This is a genomic window from Micromonospora sp. NPDC127501 (genome assembly GCF_040302185.1).
Lineage (GTDB): Bacteria > Actinomycetota > Actinomycetes > Mycobacteriales > Micromonosporaceae > Micromonospora.
Map to the genome: position 1 here is coordinate 386,349 of NZ_JBEORJ010000005.1, position 18,942 is coordinate 405,290.

Below are 18,942 nucleotides of genomic sequence, written 5' to 3' on the forward strand. Positions count from 1 at the left end.
GTGGCCTCCTCAGCGGCTCGTGGCGTCGTGGTCCGGGTGGTGGCGCTGTTCGGGCGTGCGTTGGCCGACCGGCTCCTCGCCCAGCAGGTCGGCGAAGAGTGCGCGGTAGTGCACGACCGCCTGCCGCAGCTCCTCGGTGCTGGCCTCGCCCCGGGAGTTGCGCAGGTGGATCTCGTGCGCGTCCCGGTAGTTGGTCAGCGTGCGGGCGTGCTCGACGGAGAGGTGGGCGATCTGGTCGGAGAAGTCACCGGTCGGGTAGCCCTGCTCCTCGATGAGCCGGGTGACCAGTTCGTCTGCGTCGCCCACGGTCTCGCCGGGGGAGTCGATGAAGCGGACCTGGAGTTCCTCCCAGGCGGCGGCGTACCGGGCCCGGGACTCCGGGGTGAGTGGGGTGAGCGTGAGCTCGGCATGCCGGCGTTCCCGGTCGCGCAGTTCGCGCTCCGCGGCGGACCGGCTGTCCTGTTCCGCCACCACCCGGTCGTACTCCGGTCCGAACCGGTTGCGCAGGGCCCGGCGGTTGTTGAGCGAGCGGGCGGCCAGAGCCAGCACCGCGACGATCACCAGCACGACGAGCACGATGACGACGATCTGCGTGGGCGACAAGGGCTCCTCCTTCGTCATCTGCTATTCCCTCCGCGCAGTGATCGCCAATCCCGATCCGAGGCACTTTCCTGACGAGGGGCCCAACTACTCACCGGCCAAAAACCCGATTCCGCCCAGAAGAGGCGCTTGGGCGGTGAAGACACGGTGAAGACACGGGCGGTAGTGAAACAGCCTCCGATTACGTATCCTGCCCAAGGCGCCCGCGCCGGTGCCCGGCGACGCGGCCGGGCGCGCAGCCGGCAGGCGCGGTGCCCGGCGGTGCCGGCACCCCTCCTGCCACCCTGTACGGGCGAGGTCTGATGAAAACCCGCGACTGGCCGATCCGCTCGAAGCTGACCGCGTTGGTCGTCGCGCCGGTGACCGCGCTTCTGGCGCTCTGGATGTTCGCTACCACGCTGACCTTCGGTCCCGCCCTGAACCTGCTCTCCGCCCGCACCCTGCTGTACGACCTGGGTCGCCCCGGCGAGACAGTGGTCACCGAGTTGCAACGGGAACGCCGACTCTCGGTGGTGCAGCTCGCCGGCAACACCGAGCTGCCCGCCCTCGCCGAGCAGCGCGGACGCACCGATCGGGCGGTCGCCGAGCTGCGCCGCCGGGTGGACGGGGAACCGCTGCGCGACGCTGCGGACGACCCGCTGGAGACCCGGATCGACCAGCTGGTCACCGCCCTGTCGGCGCTGCCCAACGGGCGGAAGTTCATCGACGAGCGCAAGGTGGACCGGGCCGGCGCGATCGGCCTGTACAGCGGCATGGTCTCCGCGGCCTTCCAGGCGTTCGCCGGCATGGCGACCCTGACCGACCCGGACATCAACCGGCAGGCCCTGGCGCTCACCGCCCTGGGTCGCTCCCGGGAACTGCTCGGCCAGAGCGACGCGCTGCTGGCCGGCGCGCTGACCGCCGGACGGTTCGCCGAGGGGGAGCACACCCAGCTCGTACAGGCCATCGGCAACCAACGGTGGCTCACCGAGAGCGCCGTGGCCGACCTGCCCGAGAGCAGCCGGGTCGCGTACCAACGGTTGACCGAGAGCGAGGCGTTCACCCGGCTGCGCAGCATGCAGGACGCGCTGGTCGTACCCAACCGGTCCGGCCGGCCGACGGTCGACGCGGCGGCCTGGCAGGCCAGCCAGGACGCGGTGCAGCAGCAGTTGCGGGACTTCGAACTGTCCGAGGCCGACGCTCTCACCGACCGTTCGGTGCCGATGGCGGTCCGCATCCTGGTGCGGCTGGCCGCCGCCGGCGTACTCGGGCTCGTCGCCGTGGTCGTCTCGGTGCTGGTGGCGTTGCGGGTCGGCCGCACCCTGGTCCGCCGGCTCAGCGGCGTCCGCACCGCCGCGCTGGAGCTGGCCGAGCACCGGCTGCCCGACGTGGTGGCCCGGCTGCGCCGGGGCGAACAGGTCGACGTCGCCCGGGAGGCGCCGCCGCTGGAGTACGGCCACGACGAGATCGGCGAGGTCGGGCGCGCCTTCACCGAGGTGCAGCGCACCGCCGTCCAGGCCGCGGTGGACGAGGTCACCCTGCGCCGCGGGCTCAACGAGGTCTTCCTCAACATCGCCCGACGGAGCCAGAGCCTGGTGCACCGTCAGCTGCACCTGCTGGACCGGATGGAGCGGCGTAGCGAGGACCCGGACGAGCTGGCCGAGCTGTTCCAGGTCGATCACCTGGCCACCCGGCTGCGCCGGCACGCCGAGGATCTGGTCATCCTCGCCGGCTCCGCGCCGGGCCGGGGTTGGCGGAACCCGGTCGCGATGGTCGACCTGATCCGCGGCGCGATCTCCGAGGTCGAGGCGTACGAACGGGTGGACGTCAAGGCCGTACACCCGGCCGGCGTACTGGGGCGGTCGGTCGGCGACATCATCCACCTGCTCGCCGAGCTCGTCGAGAACGCCACCGCCTTCTCGCCGCCGGACACCCGGGTCACCGTCACCGGGGCGCAGGTGGCCAACGGGTACGCCCTGGAGATCACCGATCAGGGGCTGGGCATGTCCGACGCGGCACTGGAGACCGCCAACACCCGACTGGCCAGCTCGCCCGAGTTCGACCCGGCGCAGAGCGCCCGACTCGGCCTGTTCGTGGTGGCCCGGCTGGCGGCCCGGCACGGCGTACGGGTGCGGTTGCGCCCATCCGGGGAGGGTGGCGTGACAGCAGTGGTGCTGGTCCCCGGCGACCTGGTCACCACCGAGCCACCGGCCGGCCCCGACCCCGCCACGCTCGGTACCGCGTCGGCCGACCCGAGTCGGCGGCCGGCTCGGACGGCGCGCCGGGGTGCCGTGACCCGCCCCCGGACCCGCCCGCCGACGGTCCCGTCCGCCAGCACAGCCCCGCCCGCCCCACCCACCGGGGCGCCGACCTCGACCATCCCGCCTGCCAATGGGCGCGACGAGGGGTCGGCGACCCCCGACGAGCCGGACGATGAGCTGGATGGCCTGCCCCGCCGGGTGCGACGTCGTACCCCCACCGCCCAGCCCCGGTCGACCGTCACCGACACGCCGTCGCCCCGCTCGCCCGAGGAGGTCCGCCAGGTGATGGCGGCGCTCCAGGCCGGCACGGCGCGCGGACGCGCCACCGCAATCACCCCGACGGTGCCAACCGGCCCGGCGGCGTCAACCGGCCCGGCGGTGTCAACCGGCCCGACGGTGCCAACCGGCCCGGCGGTCGAGGCGGCGCCCACCGACCCGCCGACGACCCCCGAACCCCCGACCGTGACTGAGAGGGACGCCTAGTGCGGCATTCGACGAAGCAGAGCGCCGGCCTGGACTGGCTGCTCGACGAACTGGTGCAACGGGTACCGGCCGCCCGCGAGGCGGTGGTGCTCTCCGCCGACGGCCTGCTGCTCGGCTGCTCGGCCGAGCTGGAGCGCTCCGACGCCGAGCACCTCTGTGCGCTCGCCGCCGGCTTCTCCAGCCTCGCCCGAGGGGCCAGCCGGCACGTGGACGGCGGCCCGGTCCGGCAGACCGTGGTGGAGATGGAGGCGGCGTACCTCTTCGTCACCACCGCCGGGCAGGGTGCCTGCCTGGCCGTGGTGAGCGACGCCGACGCGGACATCGGGCTGGTCGCGTACGAGATGGCGATGCTGGTGATCCGGGTGGGGGAGAGCCTCGCCGCGCCGGCCCGATCGGCAGCGGGTGCCGGAGATGCGGACTGAGCCGCCCGGGCCGCAGCACGAGTGGCTGGACGGTGAAGCCGGCCCGGTGATGCGCCCGTACACGCTCACCGGAGGCCGGGTACGCTCCGCCGTCGACGATTTCAACCTGGTCGCGTTCGTGTTGGCCGGCTCGGACGTCGATACGACGAGCCATTCGCATCTGCTGCCGGAGCATCGACGGCTGGTCACGTTGGCCCACCGGCCGGTGTCGGTGGCCGAACTGGCAGCCGAGCTGGACCTCGCGGTCGGCGTGGTCCGGGTACTGCTCGGTGATCTCCTCGCCGAGGGCCTGGTAGCGGTGCACGAGCCGCCGGCCGCCGGCATCCTTCCCGACGACGACATCCTCAAGGCGGTGGTCAGTGGACTCCGTGCGCTATGACCAGGTGGGCACCAGCACCACCATCCCGCTGGCACTGAAGATCCTCATCGCGGGAGGCTTCGGGGCTGGCAAGACGACCTTGGTGAGCGCCCTGAGCGAGGTCCGTCCGTTGCAGACCGAGGAGGTGCTCACCGGTGCCGGGATCGGCACCGACGACATCTCCGGCGTGGAGGGCAAGTCCACCACCACGGTGGCGATGGACTTCGGCCGAATCACCATCAACGACGACCTTCAGGTGTACCTGTTCGGCACGCCGGGCCAGGACCGGTTCTGGTTCCTCTGGGACGAGCTGGCCTTCGGCGCGCTCGGCGCGGTGGTGCTCGCCGACACCAGGCGGTTGGCCGACTGCTTCCCCTCCATCGACTACTTCGAGCAGCGGGGCATTCCGTTCGTGGTGGGCGTGAACTGTTTCGACGACTCCCGCCGATTCAACCTGGAGACCGTACGCCGAGCGCTCGACCTGGACCCGGACGTGCCGATGGTGCTCTGCGACGCCCGGGACCGGCAGTCGGGAAAGATGGTGTTGATCTCTCTGGTGGAGCACGTGGCGCGACAGCGCGGCGAGCCGGTGCCGGCGGCCTGAGATCCGGGCCGGAAAGCCGGTTAACGGGCGGGCAACGCGGGCAGCCTCTGGTTGGATCAACGAAGGATGCCGGCGGAGGAGTTGGGCGTGAGCGGTCAGGGTGAGGTCGTCCACATCGGGGGTTACACCGCGCAGAGCGACGGGCGGGGCAGCGGCATCGTCGCCGCTCGCCGCGACCCGGGGACCGGGGCGCTGACCCCGCTCGGCACGGTGGCGGTCACCCCGTCCCCCTCCTTCCTGGCGCGGCACCCCACCCAGCCGGTGCTCTACGCGGTCAACGAGCTGACGGATGGCGAGATCAGCGCCTGGCAGGTCGGGGTGGACGGCGCGCTGGACCCGCTCGGTAGTCGGTCGACCGGCGGTGCCGAGCCCTGCCACCTGGCGGTGCTGCCCGGCGGGGGTCACCTGTTGGCGGCCAACTACGGCAGCGGCAGCATCGCGGTCTTCCCGCTCGACCCGCAGGGCGTGCCCGGCGAGCGCACCGACCTGGTCGTACACGAGGGACACGGCCCCGACCCGGAGCGCCAGGACCACGCCCATGCCCACATGGTCTCGCCCGGGGCGGGCCAGGGGCCGATCTTCGGTGTGGATCTCGGCACCGACTCGGTCTACCGGTACGACCTGGACGAGGCGACCGGACGACTGGTGCCGCGCGCACCCCGGATGCGTACGAAGCCCGGCACCGGCCCCCGGCACCTGGCCCGGCACCCCGACGGACGGCGCTGCTACCTCGTCGGTGAGCTGGACGCCTCGGTCACCGCCTACGAGCTGACCGACGACGGCGCGTTGCACCAGCGCGGGCGGGTCGAGGCGAGCGGACGCGCCGGTCACGTCCAGCCGTCGGAGGTCACGGTCGCGCCGGACGGCCGGTTCCTCTACGTCGCCAACCGCGGGGTGGGGACCGTGGCGGTCTTCGCCCTGGCCGGGGAGCTGCCCGAGCTGGTGGCCGAAGTGGACACCGGCGGGGAGTGGCCCCGGCACTTCGCCCTCATCGGGGAGCACCTCTACGTCGCCGACGAGCGGGCGGACATGGTGCGGGTGTTCCGTCGCGACGCCGACACCGGCGTCCCGGAGGCGGTCGGCGAGCCGGTGCCGGTGCCGAGCCCGACGTGCGTACTGCCCTGAACGATGATTCAGAGACGTGAGGGCGACACTGATTTGGCAACGCCGTGAGGCTGTCGCGTCACTCTGTGTTGCAAAAAGGTGGTCAACTGTTTCTCCTCCGTAACTTTAGTCCGAACGGATGTGGCAGAGACGGCACCTTGTACGCAAGATGGTCACCGTGTCAGCAGGCCGCCATCGCATGCGTTCGAAACTCCATCTAGCCGCCGCCGCCGCAACGGCGGGGGTGCTCGTCGTGACGACGGGCGCGTGGTTCGGCTATCAGGAGTTGATCCAGCCCAGCTGCTCGGGAGAGATCCGACTCGCCGTGGCGGTCGCCTCCGAACTCGCGCCAGCGGTGGATGCCGCCGCGTCCCAGTGGGTGAAGGATGGCGCCGCGGTGGGCCCGACCTGCATCCGCGTCGACGTGTCCGCGTCCGACCCGGTCGACGTGGCGGCCGTGGTGGCGGCCAAGCACGGCGCTGTGCTGGCCGGCGTGGGGCAGGCCAGTGGCACCGCCGTCAGCCCGGACGTCTGGGTGCCCGACTCCTCGACCTGGCTGCTGCGGTTGAAGAAGGACGCGACCGCGTTCGCTCCGACCAACGGCGCCTCCATCGCGCGCAGCCCGATCGTCGTCGCGATGCCCGAGCCGATCGCCAGCCGGCTGGGCTGGCCGGACAAGAAGTTCAACTGGACCGACCTGCTCAAGCAGGTCACCAACACCGGCACGCCGCTGCGGACCGGAATCGTCGAGCCGACCCGCGACGCGGCGGGCCTGTCCGGTCTGCTCTCGCTGACCGCGGCCGCCAACGGCGCCGGTGGCGACGCCCAACGCAACACCGTCGGCGCGCTCCGCGCACTGGCCACGGGGCGCTCCTCGCTCCGCAACGACCTGCTGGCCCGCTTCCCCACGGCCAACGACGCGACGTCCATCGCCAGCGGTCTCGGCGCGGCGGCCCTGTCCGAAGAAGACGTGATCGCGTACAACAGCAAGAAGCCGCCGGTGCCGCTCGCCGCGCTCTACATGGAGCCGGCGCCGATGCCGCTGGACTACCCGTACGCGGTGCTGCCGGGCATCGAGCCGACCAAGGCGTCGGCGGCCAAGGTGCTGTTCGAGCTGCTCACCAGCCCGACCTTCCGCAACCGGCTCGCCGCGCAGTCGCTGCGTGCGCCGGACGGCAACTGGGGCGAGGGTTTCAAGGCGCCGCAGGGTGCTCCGAGCCCGTCCGGCGGAGCGCCCACCGCACCGGCGAACGGCGGCACCGCGGCGGGTGGCCTCGACCCGGCCGCCATCCAGCGGGTCGTCTCCAGCTGGTCGATCGCCACCCAGTCCGGTCGGATGCTCGCCGTCATCGACGTCTCCGGCTCGATGAAGGACCCGGTGCCCAGCGCCAACAACCGCAGCCGGGAGGAGGTCACCGTGGACGCGGCCCGTCGCGGCCTCGGCCTCTTCGACGACTCCTGGTCGATCGGCCTGTGGACCTTCTCCACCAAGCTCGTGGGCAGCAGGGACTACCGGGAGCTGGTCCCGATCGGGCCGCTCTCCGGCCAGCGGGCCCAGTTGGAGGGCGCGCTCGCCACCATCAAGCCTTCCAGCGGCGACACCGGCCTCTACGACACCATGCTGGCCGCGTACCAGGCGGTTCAGGAGAACTGGCAGCCCGGCCGGGTCAACTCGATCGTGCTGTTCACCGACGGCAAGAACGAGGACGACAACGGTCTGAACCAGCAGCAGCTGCTCGCCAAGCTCAAGCAGATCGCCGACCCGGAACGGCCGGTCCAGGTCATCATGATCGGTATCGGCGAGGGCGTCAGCAAGGCGGAGCTGGAGTCGATCACCAAGGTGACCGGTGGCGACGTCTTCGTCACCAAGGATCCGAGCGAGATCGGCAGCATCTTCCTCAGCGCCATCGCACGGCGTCCGCCAGCGCCGCGCTGATCCGACGCTCAGACGTCCAGGGGCCTGCCGTACCGTCGATTCGGTGTGGCAGGCCCCTTTCGGCCACCAGGTTGTTGAAGAAAAGTGACGGCAATACGTCGGAAGCAATCGGCAGTCATAGTTGTCAAGGCAGGATGTCGACTGTTCCGGCACAGTCGGTCCGCCTCCGGTCCGACCCGTCGGCCGGGGCCATCCTGTACAGAGTGGGAGGGCCGGTGAGCGTGGCGACACTGTTGACCCCCGCCACGTCGGCGGAGCCGGACGATCGACGCGCCGGGTTGGTGGCGCGCGCTGACGAACGGTCCTACGTCCGGGTCCTGGTGGTGCTGGACACCACCATCCTCATCATCGCGCTGCTGATCGGGTACGTCGCCCGTTTCGGTGACGACGAGCCGACCGGCTCGGAGATCCCGTACGTGCTGGTCGCCCCCGGATTGGTGCTGGCCTGGCTGGTCTCGCTCAAGGCGCTCGGCTGCTACGACGACCGGGTGATCGGCTACGGGGCGGACGAGTACCGGCGGGTCAGCTCAGCCAGCCTGCGCCTGGCCGGGGCGATCGCCATCATCGGCTACATCGCCGACGTCGGCGTCTCCCGGGGCTTCCTGGGCATCTCCTTCGCCGTGGGCACCGTCGGGCTGGAGGTGGCGCGGTTCGCCGCCCGCAAGCGACTGCACCGGGCCCGCTCGCTGGGCGCCGGCTGGTCCCGCAAGGTGCTGGTGGTCGGCGACACCGCCCACGTGTTGGAGTTGGTCCACACCCTGCGCCGTGAGCCGTACGCCGGCTACCAGGTGGTGGGCGCCTGCATCCCGGACGCGCTGCTCGCGCCGGTGGCGCAGCGGCTGGGTGACGTGCCGGTGGTGGGGTCGTTCCGGGGTATCCCGGAGGCCGCGACCGCGATCGGCGCGGACACTGTCGCGGTGACCGCCTCCGGTGAGCTGACCGCGACCCGGCTGCGCCGCCTCGGCTGGCAGTTGGAGGGGACCGGCATCGACCTGGTCGTGGCACCCGCGCTGACCGACGTCGCCGGCCCGCGCATCCACACCCGCCCGGTCGCCGGCCTGCCGCTGATCCACGTCGAGGCGCCCGAGTTCCGCGGGGTCCGCAAGCTGGTGAAAGGTCTCGTCGACCGGTCCGTCTCGTCGTTGGCGCTGGCGGTGCTGCTGCCGCTGATCGCGCTCATCGCGCTGGCCATCAAACTGGACAGCCGGGGTCCGGTGCTGTTCCGGCAGGTGCGGGTCGGCCGGGGCGGGCAGGAGTTCGGCGTGTTCAAGTTCCGCACCATGGTGGTGAACGCGGACGCGCTGCTCGCCGAGTTGACCGCGCGCAACGAGACTGACGGCCTGATGTTCAAGATGCGCCACGACCCCCGGGTGACCCGCGTCGGCCGGCTGCTGCGCAAATGGTCACTGGACGAGCTGCCGCAGCTGGTCAACGTGCTGCTGGGGCAGATGAGCCTTGTCGGGCCCCGCCCGCCGCTGCCCTCGGAGGTGGCCCGCTACGACGGCGACGTGGCCCGGCGGCTGCTGGTCAAGCCCGGCATGACCGGCCTGTGGCAGGTCAGTGGCCGCTCCGACCTGAGCTGGGAGGACGGCATCCGGCTCGACCTCTACTACGTGGAGAACTGGTCCCTCGCCGCCGACCTCACCATCCTCTGGAAGACCTTCGGCGCGGTGTTGAACGGCCGCGGCGCGTACTGACCACCGCTCACGCCTGCGGGCCGGTCCAGTCCAGGCAGACGACCACCGCGTCGTCGACCAGGTCACCGGCCACGAACGCGCGCAGATCACCGATCAGCGACCGGACGGCGTCCAGCGGGGCCATCGGCCCGGTCCGCCGCAGGAACCGGTCCAGCGCCGTCTCGCCGTAGCGCATGTCCTGACCGGTGGCCTCCACCACCCCGTCGCTGACCACGAAGAGCCGGTCGCCGCGTTGCAGCGGGAACTTCTGCTCGTGGTAGTCGGTCGCCTCGAACATGCCCAGCGGGAACTGCGCCTCCAGGGGCTGCTCGGTGACGTCCCCGTCGCGGAGCAGGACCAGTCGGGGTGACCCGGCGTCCACCACGGTCATCATCCCGGAGCGCAGGTCCAACTCCATCAGCAACGCGGAGAGGTGCTGCTCGCCCCGGTACAGGTCGTAGATGGCCTGATCGGCGAGGGCGGCCTGGTCGGCGAGGCTCAGCCCGGCCCGACGCGCGTTGCGCAGCGCGTGGGTGGCCAGCGAGGTGAGCAGGGAGGCGGCCACCCCCTCACCGGTGCCGTTGATGGTGGACAACCAGACCCGTTCCCCGTCGTCGGACCAGTCGAAGCTGTCGCCGCGCACCGCGTACGCCGGCTCCAACTGCCCGGCCAGGCTGAACGAGGGACGGATCCGGCTGCGGCCGGGGAGCAGGTCCCACTGCATCTCGGCGGCCAGGGTGAGGCGTTGGGTGCGCCGGGCTGCCAGATAGACGTCGGTGCCGGCGGAGACGGCCGCCACCTCGTGGGCGAGCGCGGTGGCGATGTCGGCCAGGTCGGCGACGATCTCCTGGTCGTCCGGGACGGGCGACAGGCACAGCACCCCTCGACGCTCGCCACGCATGGTGACCGGGAACCAGGCGGTGCCGTCGGTCAGTATCGGCGACTGGTGGTCGAAGGCGCGCCAGGCCGGGTGCCCTGGGTTCGTGATCGAGTCACCGTCGGTGAGGGGCAGTAGTTCCGCGAGTCGGTAGTCGACCTGGTAGAGCTCGACGTCGGTGATCCCGTACGCCTGGGCGAGCACGTCGCCGATCCCACCGACGAGCCGGTCAGCTGGTGTCTCGTTCAGGGCACGTCGTGCCCGATTGACCGGTTCGCTCATCGTCAGTCCTTCACTGAAAGCTCGACCACCAGGGGGTTCGGAGTACTCTCGGGCCACCATGGCCGAACTGAATCGTCCGACGGACCCTGAGACGAGTATGGCTGCCGCGCTGGATTCGGCAGCCGCTGCCCTGCTGGGCATCTGGGAGTCTGCCCGGGAGGGGACCGCCAACCGCGTGTCCGGTGCCCAGTTGCGCGCGGTGATGGTGGTGGAGCAGTACGACGGGATCAACCTACGTCGGCTCGCCACCCGACTCGACATGCTGCTCAGCTCCGCCAGCCGCCTCTGCGACCGGCTGGTCGCCGCCGGCATGCTGGAGCGCGAGCCGGGCCGCTTCGACCGGCGGGAGATCTCGCTGCACCTCACCCCCGAGGCCCGCCGGCTCGTCGCCCAGCTGCGGGCCGACCGGCAGGCCCAACTCGCCGCCGTGTTGGCCGGGATGAGCTCGGAGGGCCGCGACGCGCTGCTGAGCGGGATGCGGGAGTTCGACGAGACCGCCCGCCGCCAGCAGACGCAGAACGCGCCGGCGCCGGATGAGTCGACGGGCCAGGGGGACTGGCCGAACGACCCGGACCGGCCCGGTGGACGATCGGGGGACTGGTCGGGCGATTCGGGTCGGCAGACCCGAACGGGGTGGACGGGTTCGTCGGGCGGTCCGGAACGATCGGTCGGCACCACCAGGGAATGGCCGGCCGGCGACCCGCCGGTGGCGCGTACCGCCTGATCACGCCGGCCGGGCCGGCACCCGCCGGTCATGCCGGCGTCGACGCGCCCACGGCCAGCATCGCGATGTCGTCGTGGGCCTGCCCGCCCAGCCAGTCGTCGACCGCGCCAAGCACCCGGTCGATCAGCGCCGCCGGCGGTTGCCCGGCCGCCGACGCGAGCGCGGCCCGCAGCCGGGCCTCGCCGAACATCGCGGCGTCGCGCGGGCCGTGAGCTTCGGTCACCCCATCGGTGTACGCGAGCAGCAGATCGCCCGGATCGAGGTGCACCCGGGTCTCGGCGAACCGGGCGGCCGTCAGCGCCCCCACCGGCATGCCACCGACCGGGACCGGGGAGACCGTGCCGTCGGCGGTGACCAGCAGTGGCGCCGGGTGACCCCCGCCGGCGATGCGGACGTCCAGCCCGGCCGGCCCCCGGTCCAGGGAACCGAGCAACAGGGTGGTGAACTGGTTGCGCCGTGCCGCGTCCGGCGCGTCGAACAGCGCCTGGTTGAGCAGGTGGATCAGCTCCAGCGGGCGTTGCTCGACGAGCCGCAGCGTCTGCAACGACTGGCGGACCCGGCCGGTCAGCACCGCCGCGCCCACGCCCTTGCCGCACACGTCGCCGAGCGCGAACAGGGCACCGCGCGGATGCGGAAACACCTCGTAGAAGTCGCCGCCGATGCGCAGGGTGTCGCCCGCTGCCCGGTAGCCGCCGGCCATGCTCACGCCGGGCACGACGGGCAGCTCGGGCGGGAGCAGACTGGTTTGCAGCACCCGGGCCAGGTGGGCCTGCTCACCGTGCAGGTCGGCGGTGGCCAGCGCGGCACCCGCGCGGGCGGCGAACTCCCGGGCCAGCTCCACGTCGCGCGGGTCGAAGCCGGCCCGCCCGGACCGGCGGATGAGCAGCAGCGCACCGGCCGACCCGCTGGCGCCGAGCAGCGGGCTGACCAGCACCATGCCCGGGGGGCCGAACCCGGGTGGCAGCAGGTCGGCCAGGTCGGTGAGCGGGGCGTCCGGCCAGGGGCCCGGCTCGGCCCGGTCGCCGGCCAGCGCTTCGGCCAGCCCGGGCACCGCGCTGGTCAGCGCGGGGCTGGCCGGCCCGGTGATCGGGGCGGGCTCGCCGTCGGCGTACCGGATCCATCGCGGGTGCGGCTCGGCCGGCACGGTCGGTCGGGGCAGTGCCACGGCGACGTCGGCCAGGTAGGGAACGGCGAGAGTGGTGGTGGCCAGGAGAACCTGGTCCCGGTGCAGGGCCAGCGCCAGCCGACTGCCGGCCTGGGCGAGGAACGCGGTGCGAGAGCGTTCGGCGAGCAGGGCGTCGGCGCGGGCGTGCTCCTCGGTGACGTCGCGGACGTACCACGCCCAGCGGGAACCGGCGAGTTGCCGTCGGACGCCGCGCAGTCGCCGGCCGTGGTGCTCGGCGTCGAAGCGGTCAGCGCCGCTGGCGACGGCCCGGGCCAGGGCTGCCACCGAGCAACCGGCCAGCTCGGTGCCGGCGTCGATCTCCGGGATCAACTCGGCCGCCATGGCGTTGACCAGGGTGACCCGACCGGTCCCGTCCGTTGTCAGCACGGCCTCGGCGAGCCCGTCGAGCAGTTCCCGGGCCAACCGTTCGTCGGCTGGCAACGGGGTGCCGCCGGGTTGCTGGGTCGTGGTCACCGCCGGACGCCGGCTCGCGTCTGACGACGTGTGCGCATGCTGCTTCTCGACTCCTCACCGGGGATCGTTGCCTGAGAGCAAGGGTACCGATTCTCTTGGACAGCGGCGCACGGCGCGGGGTGGCGATCAGCCGGCGCGGGCCAGCCAACCGGCGGGCTGGCCGACGATCCTGCGCACCACCGAGCCGGCGGCGCCTACCGCGGCGGCCTCCGCGCCGAGCGTCGACGGGCGGACCGTGACCGGCGACCAGGCCGCGGTGAGCACCCGGGCGCCGATCTCGGCGAGGACCGGGGGGCACAGCCAGGGTGAGAGCGCCGCGTAACCGCCACCGAGCACCACGGTGTCCAGGTCGAGCAGATTGACGACGCCGGCCACCGCGACGCCGAGCGCCGTTCCGGCATCGTGCAGCGCCCGCAGCGCGTCGGCGTCGCCGGCCTCGGCCAGCTCGGCCAACCGGGCCGTCGCGGTGTCCGCGGGAAGCTCGGCCCGGGCCAGCCCGGCGGCGGCCACGATCGCCTCCTGGCCGGCGTACTGCTCCAGGCAGCCCTGCCCACCGCAGCGGCACGGACGGCCCTCGGGGTGCACCGGAAGGTGCCCGATCTCGCCGCTCCACCCGCGTACGCCGCGAAACAGCGCGCCGTCCAGCACGATGCCGGCGCCGATGCCCACCTCTCCGGAGATGTGCAGGAAGCTGGCCGGGCCGGGTGGCTGCGAGTGCAGCTCGCCGAGCGCGGCGAGGTTGGCTTCGTTGTCCACCACCAGTGCGGGGACGCCGGGCACCTGCTCGATCAGCGGAGGGTGCTCGGCGAGCAACGCGGGCACCGGTACGTCACGCCAGCCGAGGTTCGGTGCGAGCCGGACCAGCCCGGCGTCGTCCACCAGGCCGGGCACCGCGAGCGCGGCCCCGACCAGGGTGAGGCCGCGCCGGGCAGCGTCCTCGCGGGCTGCCCCGGCCATCTCGACCAGGCGGGCCAACGCGTCGGCGGGGGCCACCGGGCGCAGGTCGGCCCTGTGCACCGTGCGGTGTCTGACCTGGCCGGCGAGGTCCACCACGCAGACCGCCAGGTAGTCCACGTTGACCTCCAGGCCGAGCCCGGCCGGCCCCTGGTCGGCCAGGACCAGTCCGCGCGCCGGTCGGCCGGCACCCGAGCGGGGCGCGGGGTCGGACTCACTGACCAGCCGGCCGGCGAGCAGGTCCTCGACCACCGCGGACACGGTGGCTCTGGTCAGGCCGGTCGCGGTCGCCAGGTCGGCCCGGGAGGGAGGTCGGTCGGCCGTGGCGATCCGGCCGAGGACCAGGGCGAGGTTGAGCTCGCGCAGGCTGCCCTGACGGACTGCGCCGGCCGGGGCGTGGGTGAGGCTCACCCCTTGACAGTGCCATAGGGTGGGCAAATAATTCAATCGCTGAACAAATAGAGGACAACACCACCCCGGAGGTTGCTCATGGCACCCCGTCCCACCCCCGCCGACAAGTTCTCCTTCGGGCTCTGGACCGTGGGCTGGCAGGCCCGCGACCCGTTCGGTGACGCCACCCGTCCCGAGCTCGACGCGGTCGAGGCAGTGCACCGGCTCGCCGAGCTGGGCGCGTACGGCATCACCTTCCACGACGACGACCTGATCCCGTTCGGCGTCGACGCGGCCACCCGTGACCAGCACATCGCCCGGTTCCGCAAGGCCCTCGACGAGACCGGCCTGGTGGTGCCCATGGTCACCACCAACCTCTTCACCCACCCCATCTTCAAGGACGGCGGCTTCACCAGCAACGACCGCGACGTCCGCCGGTACGCGCTGCGCAAGGTGCTGCGTCAGGTCGACCTGGCCGCCGAGCTGGGTGCCAGCACCTTCGTCATGTGGGGCGGCCGCGAGGGCTCCGAGTACGACCTCGCCAAGGACGTCCGGGCTGCCCTGGACCGCTACCGCGAGGCCGTGGACCTGCTCACCCAGTACTCCATCGACAAGGGCTACAACCTGCGGTTCGCCCTGGAGCCCAAGCCCAACGAGCCGCGCGGCGACATCCTGCTGCCGACCATCGGGCACGCGCTCGGTTTCATCTCCCAGCTGGCCCACCCGGAGCTGGTCGGCCTCAACCCGGAGGTCGGGCACGAGCAGATGGCCGGGCTCAACTACGCCCACGGCATCGCCCAGGCGCTCTGGCAGGGCAAGCTGTTCCACCTGGACCTCAACGGTCAGCGCGGCATCAAGTACGACCAGGACCTGGTCTTCGGCCACGGTGACCTGATGAACGCGTTCGCCCTGGTGGACCTCCTGGAGAACGGCGGCCCCAACGGCGGACCGGCCTACGACGGCCCCCGGCACTTCGACTACAAGCCGTCCCGCACCGAGGACATGGAGGGGGTGTGGGCCTCCGCGGCGGCCAACATGAGCACCTACCTGCTGCTCAAGGAGCGGGCGGCGGCGTTCCGTGCCGACCCCGAGGTGGTCGAGGCGCTCGCCGCCAGCAAGGTCGGCGAGCTGAGCACGCCGACGCTCGGCGACGGCGAGGGCTACGAGGAGCTCCTGGCCGACCGCTCCGCGTTCGAGGATGTCGACGTGGACGCGGTGGCCGCCCGGGGCTTCGCCTTCGTCCGGCTCAACCAGCTCGCCGTCGAGCACCTGCTCGGCGCCCGCTGAGGCCCCGCCATGCCGTTGGTCGCAGGCGTTGACTCGTCCACCCAGTCCTGCAAGGTGGTGATCCGGGACGCGGAGACCGGCGCCCTGCTCCGGCAGGGCCGGGCACCGCACCCGGACGGCACTGAGGTCGACCCGGAAGCCTGGTGGCAGGCGCTACGTAGCGCCGCCGACCAGGCCGGCGGGTTGGCCGACGTGGCGGCGATCTCCGTCGCCGGCCAGCAGCACGGCATGGTGTGTCTCGACGAGGACGGCCGGGTGGTCCGCCCGGCGCTGCTGTGGAACGACACCCGATCCGCCGACGCCGCCGCCGACCTCATCGAGGAGGCCGGCGGCGGGTCGGCCGGGAGTCGGTTCTGGGCCGAGGCCACCGGCAGCGTTCCGGTGGCCAGCTTCACCCTGACCAAACTGCGGTGGTTGGCGACGCACGAGCCGGAGCTGGCGGCACGGGTGGCTGCCGTCTGTCTGCCACACGACTGGCTGACCTGGCGGCTGGCCGGTGCGCCGGGGTTGGGCGCGCTGCGCACCGACCGGGGTGACGCCAGCGGCACCAGTTACTGGTCGCCGGCCACCGGTGACTACCGACTGGACCTGCTGGAGCGGGGCTTCGGCCGACAGTTGGTGCTGCCCGAGGTGCTCGGCCCGGCGGAGTCGGCGGGAAAACTGGCCGACGACCTGGGTGGGTCGGGTGGCGCGCTGCTCGGCGCGGGCACCGGGGACAACGCCGCCGCCGCACTCGGCGTGGGTGCCGGGCCGGGTGACGTGATCGTCTCGATCGGCACCTCCGGCACCGTGTTCAGCGTCGCGGACGTTCCCGCGGCCGACGAGAGCGGTGCCGTGGCGGGCTTCGCCGACGCGTCCGGTCGGTTCCTGCCGCTGGTTGCCACGCTCAACGCCGCCCGGGTGCTGGACGCCGCCGCCGCGATGCTCGGCGTCAGCCTGGACGAGCTGGCCGACCTGGCGCTCTCCGCACCAGCCGGAGCGGACGGGTTGGTCATGGTGCCGTACCTGGAGGGTGAGCGGACACCGAACCGGCCGCTCGCCACCGGCGCGGTGCACGGCCTGACCCTGCGTACCTCGACCCCCGCGCACCTGGCTCGGGCCGCCGTGGAGGGCATGCTCTGCGCGCTCGCCGACGGCCTGGACGCCTTGACCGCGCAGGGTGCCACCGCCCGCCGGGTCATCCTGATCGGCGGCGGGGCGCGGTCGGCAGCGGTGCGTCAGATCGCGCCGCAGGTCTTCGGCTGCCCGGTGGTCGTCCCGCCGGCGGGGGAGTACGTCGCCGACGGCGCCGCCCGGCAGGCCGCCTGGGTCGCCCTGGGCGGTCCCACGCCGCCGGTCTGGGCGGTCGAGGGCACCGAGGAGTACGCGGCAGCGGCCGTCCCCGCCGTCCGTGACCAGTACGCCGCGGCGCGCGGGTTGGTGCTCGACCGGCGCTGACCGTCGGGATCGACGCGGATGGGTGCCGGTCGACGGTGACCGGCACCCACCCGCGTGACGACCTCCGCCATGGAGTCTGGTTGGCTGCCGGTCATGACGGTGACCACTGGCGGGCCTGGCCTGCGCCCGCACGGTCGGGGCGGTGGGCGGGCGCACCGGTTGTACAGCGTCGTGGTGTTCGTGCTGCTCGCCTCGCTGGACAACGTGGCGATCGGGCTGGTTCCCCCGCTGTACGGCCCGATCTCCGACGCGTTCGACGTGTCCGGGCGGCTGCTCGGCGTGGTCACCGCGGTCAGCTTCCTGGTCAGCGCGCTCGCGGCGGTCGGCTGGGCGTACGTCGGGGACCGGACCAACCGCAAGCCGCTGCTCATGGTGGGCACACTGCTCTGGGCGGCCGGCACCGGCGGTAGCGCGCTCGCCGGCGGCTACCTGACGTTCCTGGCCGCGCAACTGGTCGCCGCGGTCGGCCTCGGCGCGGTCGGCTCGGTGGGCTTCTCCGTGGTCACCGACCTGATCTCACCGACCCGGCGCGGGCTGGTGATGAGCTTCTGGGGGCTCTCCCAGGGGGTCGGCACCCTCGCGGGCACCCTCGTCGGCGGGTTGCTCGGGGCGGCCGACTGGCGGCGACCGTTCCTGCTGCTGACCGGCGTCGGCCTGGTCGCCACAGTGGCCTACCTGTTCACATACGACATCCGGCGAGGCCAGAGCGAGCCGGAACTGGCCGGCAGGTTGGACGCCGGCGCCGAGTACGACTACCGGATCAGCCGCGCCGACCTGCCGCGCATTCTGGCCCGGCGGACCAACCGGTGGCTGATCCTGCAGGGTCTGACCGCGCAGGCCGCGTTCGGTTCGCTGGTCTGGCTGCCGGTGCTCTTCGCCGAACGGGCCGAGGCCCAGGGCTACTCCGCGTCGACAGCGGTGGTGGTGGGCAGCGTCTTCGCCACCCTCTTCCAGCTCGGTGGGGTGCTGTCCATCGTGGGCGGGCTGATCGGTGACGCCGTGCAACGTCGTACCCCGCGCGGGCGGGCGCTCGTCGCCTCGATCGGCATCCTCGCCGCGCTGCCGTTCTACCTGGTGTTGTTCTTCGTCCCGGTGACCATCGACGTGCCGGACGGCGCGAGCGGCGGCGCGGTGGTCGGCGCGGTGCTGAGCAGTGTGTTCACCGAGCCGTCGGTGGGGCTGAGCCTGCTCACCGCGATCGTGGCGCTCGCGTTGACCTCGGCCAACTCGCCGAACTGGTTCGCGTTGATCGCCGACGTCAACCCGCCGGAGCACCGAGGCACGGTCTACAGCCTGGGCAACCTGGTCAACGGGGTCGGTCGCGCGGCCGGCAACGGGCTGGTCGGGGTGGCCTTCCAGGCGCTGCGAGCGGCATTCCCACCACCGCTGAACTTCGCCGTCGGGCTGGCCGCGTTCCAGCTCTTCTTCATCCCGACCGGTGTCATGTACTGGCTCGCCTCGCGAACCTCACCGGCGGACATCGACAACGTGCACGACCTGCTGCACACCCGGGCCGACCGCCTCTGAAGCGCCGCGCTGCCCCGCGCGCCCCGCGCCCCGTTCCCGCGCCCCCCGGCCGTACCGCGCCCCCGCCGCACCGCGCGCCGCCGTACCGCGCCCCCAAGATCGCGCTACTTCCTGGTTCTAGTTGCTTTCCGGTGGGCCGAGGCCACTACATCCTGCAAATAGCGCGATCTTGGGGCGTGGGCTGCGCATCCGGCGGCTGGCCGGCGTCCGTTCGGCGTTGGCGCGCACAGCGCGATGCGGGCGGCGCGGGGCATGAATCGTTTACGACATCAGCTCCACAGCGTGCTGGCTCGCCCCGACCGGCCCGCCCCCGACCGGCCCGCCCCCGACCGGCCCGCCCCCGACCGGCCCGCCCCCGACCGGCCCGCCCGCGAGTACCGCTCGGCGGGACGGGCCGGTCGG

At 72.6% G+C, this 18,942-nt stretch carries 15 protein-coding genes; 11 read left to right on the plus strand and 4 right to left on the minus strand.

The features are described from left to right. Positions 1 to 9 precede the first annotated feature (9 nt). A complete protein-coding gene (locus tag ABTW72_RS14475) occupies positions 10 to 603 on the minus strand; it encodes a hypothetical protein (protein WP_350858929.1) in 594 nt (197 codons plus the stop codon). A 299-nt stretch (positions 604 to 902) separates the two neighbouring features. On the opposite strand from ABTW72_RS14475, the gene ABTW72_RS14480 reads away from it, so the two are divergent. From ABTW72_RS14480 to ABTW72_RS14510, 7 genes are all read left to right on the plus strand, one after another. After that, the gene (locus ABTW72_RS14480; protein WP_350858601.1) at positions 903 to 3,323 is read left to right on the plus strand and encodes a sensor histidine kinase; all 2,421 of its coding nucleotides are present in this window, start codon (positions 903 to 905) and stop codon (positions 3,321 to 3,323) included. Continuing rightward, positions 3,323 to 3,745: a roadblock/LC7 domain-containing protein gene (locus ABTW72_RS14485; protein ID WP_350858603.1), complete on the plus strand. Its 423-nt coding sequence runs from the start codon at positions 3,323 to 3,325 to the stop codon at positions 3,743 to 3,745. The genes ABTW72_RS14480 and ABTW72_RS14485 overlap by 1 nt, the downstream gene beginning before the upstream one ends. Further along, positions 3,735 to 4,124, plus strand: coding sequence for a DUF742 domain-containing protein (locus tag ABTW72_RS14490; RefSeq protein WP_091406461.1), 390 nt, complete (start codon positions 3,735 to 3,737; stop codon positions 4,122 to 4,124). Before ABTW72_RS14485 ends, ABTW72_RS14490 begins: the two co-directional genes overlap by 11 nt. Next, positions 4,105 to 4,707, plus strand: coding sequence for a GTP-binding protein (locus tag ABTW72_RS14495; protein ID WP_091405745.1), 603 nt, complete (start codon positions 4,105 to 4,107; stop codon positions 4,705 to 4,707). Before ABTW72_RS14490 ends, ABTW72_RS14495 begins: the two co-directional genes overlap by 20 nt. 87 nt (positions 4,708 to 4,794) lie before the next feature. Further along, on the plus strand, positions 4,795 to 5,832 hold the full coding sequence (locus tag ABTW72_RS14500; RefSeq protein WP_350858606.1) for a lactonase family protein: 1,038 nt from the start codon (positions 4,795 to 4,797) through the stop codon (positions 5,830 to 5,832). Positions 5,833 to 5,989: 157 nt separating this feature from the next. After that, positions 5,990 to 7,747, plus strand: coding sequence for a substrate-binding domain-containing protein (locus ABTW72_RS14505; RefSeq protein ID WP_350858608.1), 1,758 nt, complete (start codon positions 5,990 to 5,992; stop codon positions 7,745 to 7,747). Between the two features lie 215 nt (positions 7,748 to 7,962). After that, the gene (locus ABTW72_RS14510) at positions 7,963 to 9,444 is read left to right on the plus strand and encodes a sugar transferase (protein ID WP_502892201.1); all 1,482 of its coding nucleotides are present in this window, start codon (positions 7,963 to 7,965) and stop codon (positions 9,442 to 9,444) included. A 7-nt stretch (positions 9,445 to 9,451) separates the two neighbouring features. Here ABTW72_RS14510 and ABTW72_RS14515 read toward each other — a convergent pair whose 3' ends face one another. After that, on the minus strand, positions 9,452 to 10,582 hold the full coding sequence (locus ABTW72_RS14515) for a PP2C family protein-serine/threonine phosphatase (protein WP_350858611.1): 1,131 nt from the start codon (positions 10,580 to 10,582) through the stop codon (positions 9,452 to 9,454). 97 nt (positions 10,583 to 10,679) lie between these two features. Between ABTW72_RS14515 and ABTW72_RS14520 the strand changes: the two genes are divergently transcribed. Next, positions 10,680 to 11,306: a MarR family winged helix-turn-helix transcriptional regulator gene (locus tag ABTW72_RS14520; RefSeq protein ID WP_350858614.1), complete on the plus strand. Its 627-nt coding sequence runs from the start codon at positions 10,680 to 10,682 to the stop codon at positions 11,304 to 11,306. Between the two features lie 28 nt (positions 11,307 to 11,334). Here the strand turns inward: ABTW72_RS14520 and ABTW72_RS14525 are convergent, their stop codons facing one another. Both ABTW72_RS14525 and ABTW72_RS14530 read right to left on the minus strand, forming a co-directional pair. After that, positions 11,335 to 12,945, minus strand: coding sequence for a SpoIIE family protein phosphatase (locus ABTW72_RS14525; protein WP_350858617.1), 1,611 nt, complete (start codon positions 12,943 to 12,945; stop codon positions 11,335 to 11,337). A gap of 126 nt (positions 12,946 to 13,071) precedes the next feature. After that, on the minus strand, positions 13,072 to 14,310 hold the full coding sequence (locus tag ABTW72_RS14530; RefSeq protein WP_350858620.1) for an ROK family transcriptional regulator: 1,239 nt from the start codon (positions 14,308 to 14,310) through the stop codon (positions 13,072 to 13,074). A 78-nt stretch (positions 14,311 to 14,388) separates the two neighbouring features. Here ABTW72_RS14530 and xylA point away from each other — a divergent pair, with 78 nt between their 5' ends. The 3 genes from xylA to ABTW72_RS14545 all read left to right on the plus strand — a co-directional run bounded on the left by xylA (position 14,389) and on the right by ABTW72_RS14545 (position 18,540). Then, complete coding sequence (xylA, locus tag ABTW72_RS14535; protein ID WP_091405721.1) at positions 14,389 to 15,576, plus strand: xylose isomerase; 1,188 nt, start codon at positions 14,389 to 14,391, stop codon at positions 15,574 to 15,576. A 9-nt stretch (positions 15,577 to 15,585) separates the two neighbouring features. Beyond that, entirely contained in the window at positions 15,586 to 17,013 is a 1,428-nt protein-coding gene (gene xylB / locus ABTW72_RS14540; protein WP_350858623.1) for a xylulokinase, read from the plus strand. Between the two features lie 93 nt (positions 17,014 to 17,106). Next, on the plus strand, positions 17,107 to 18,540 hold the full coding sequence (locus tag ABTW72_RS14545; RefSeq protein ID WP_350858626.1) for an MFS transporter: 1,434 nt from the start codon (positions 17,107 to 17,109) through the stop codon (positions 18,538 to 18,540). Positions 18,541 to 18,942: the final 402 nt, after the last annotated feature.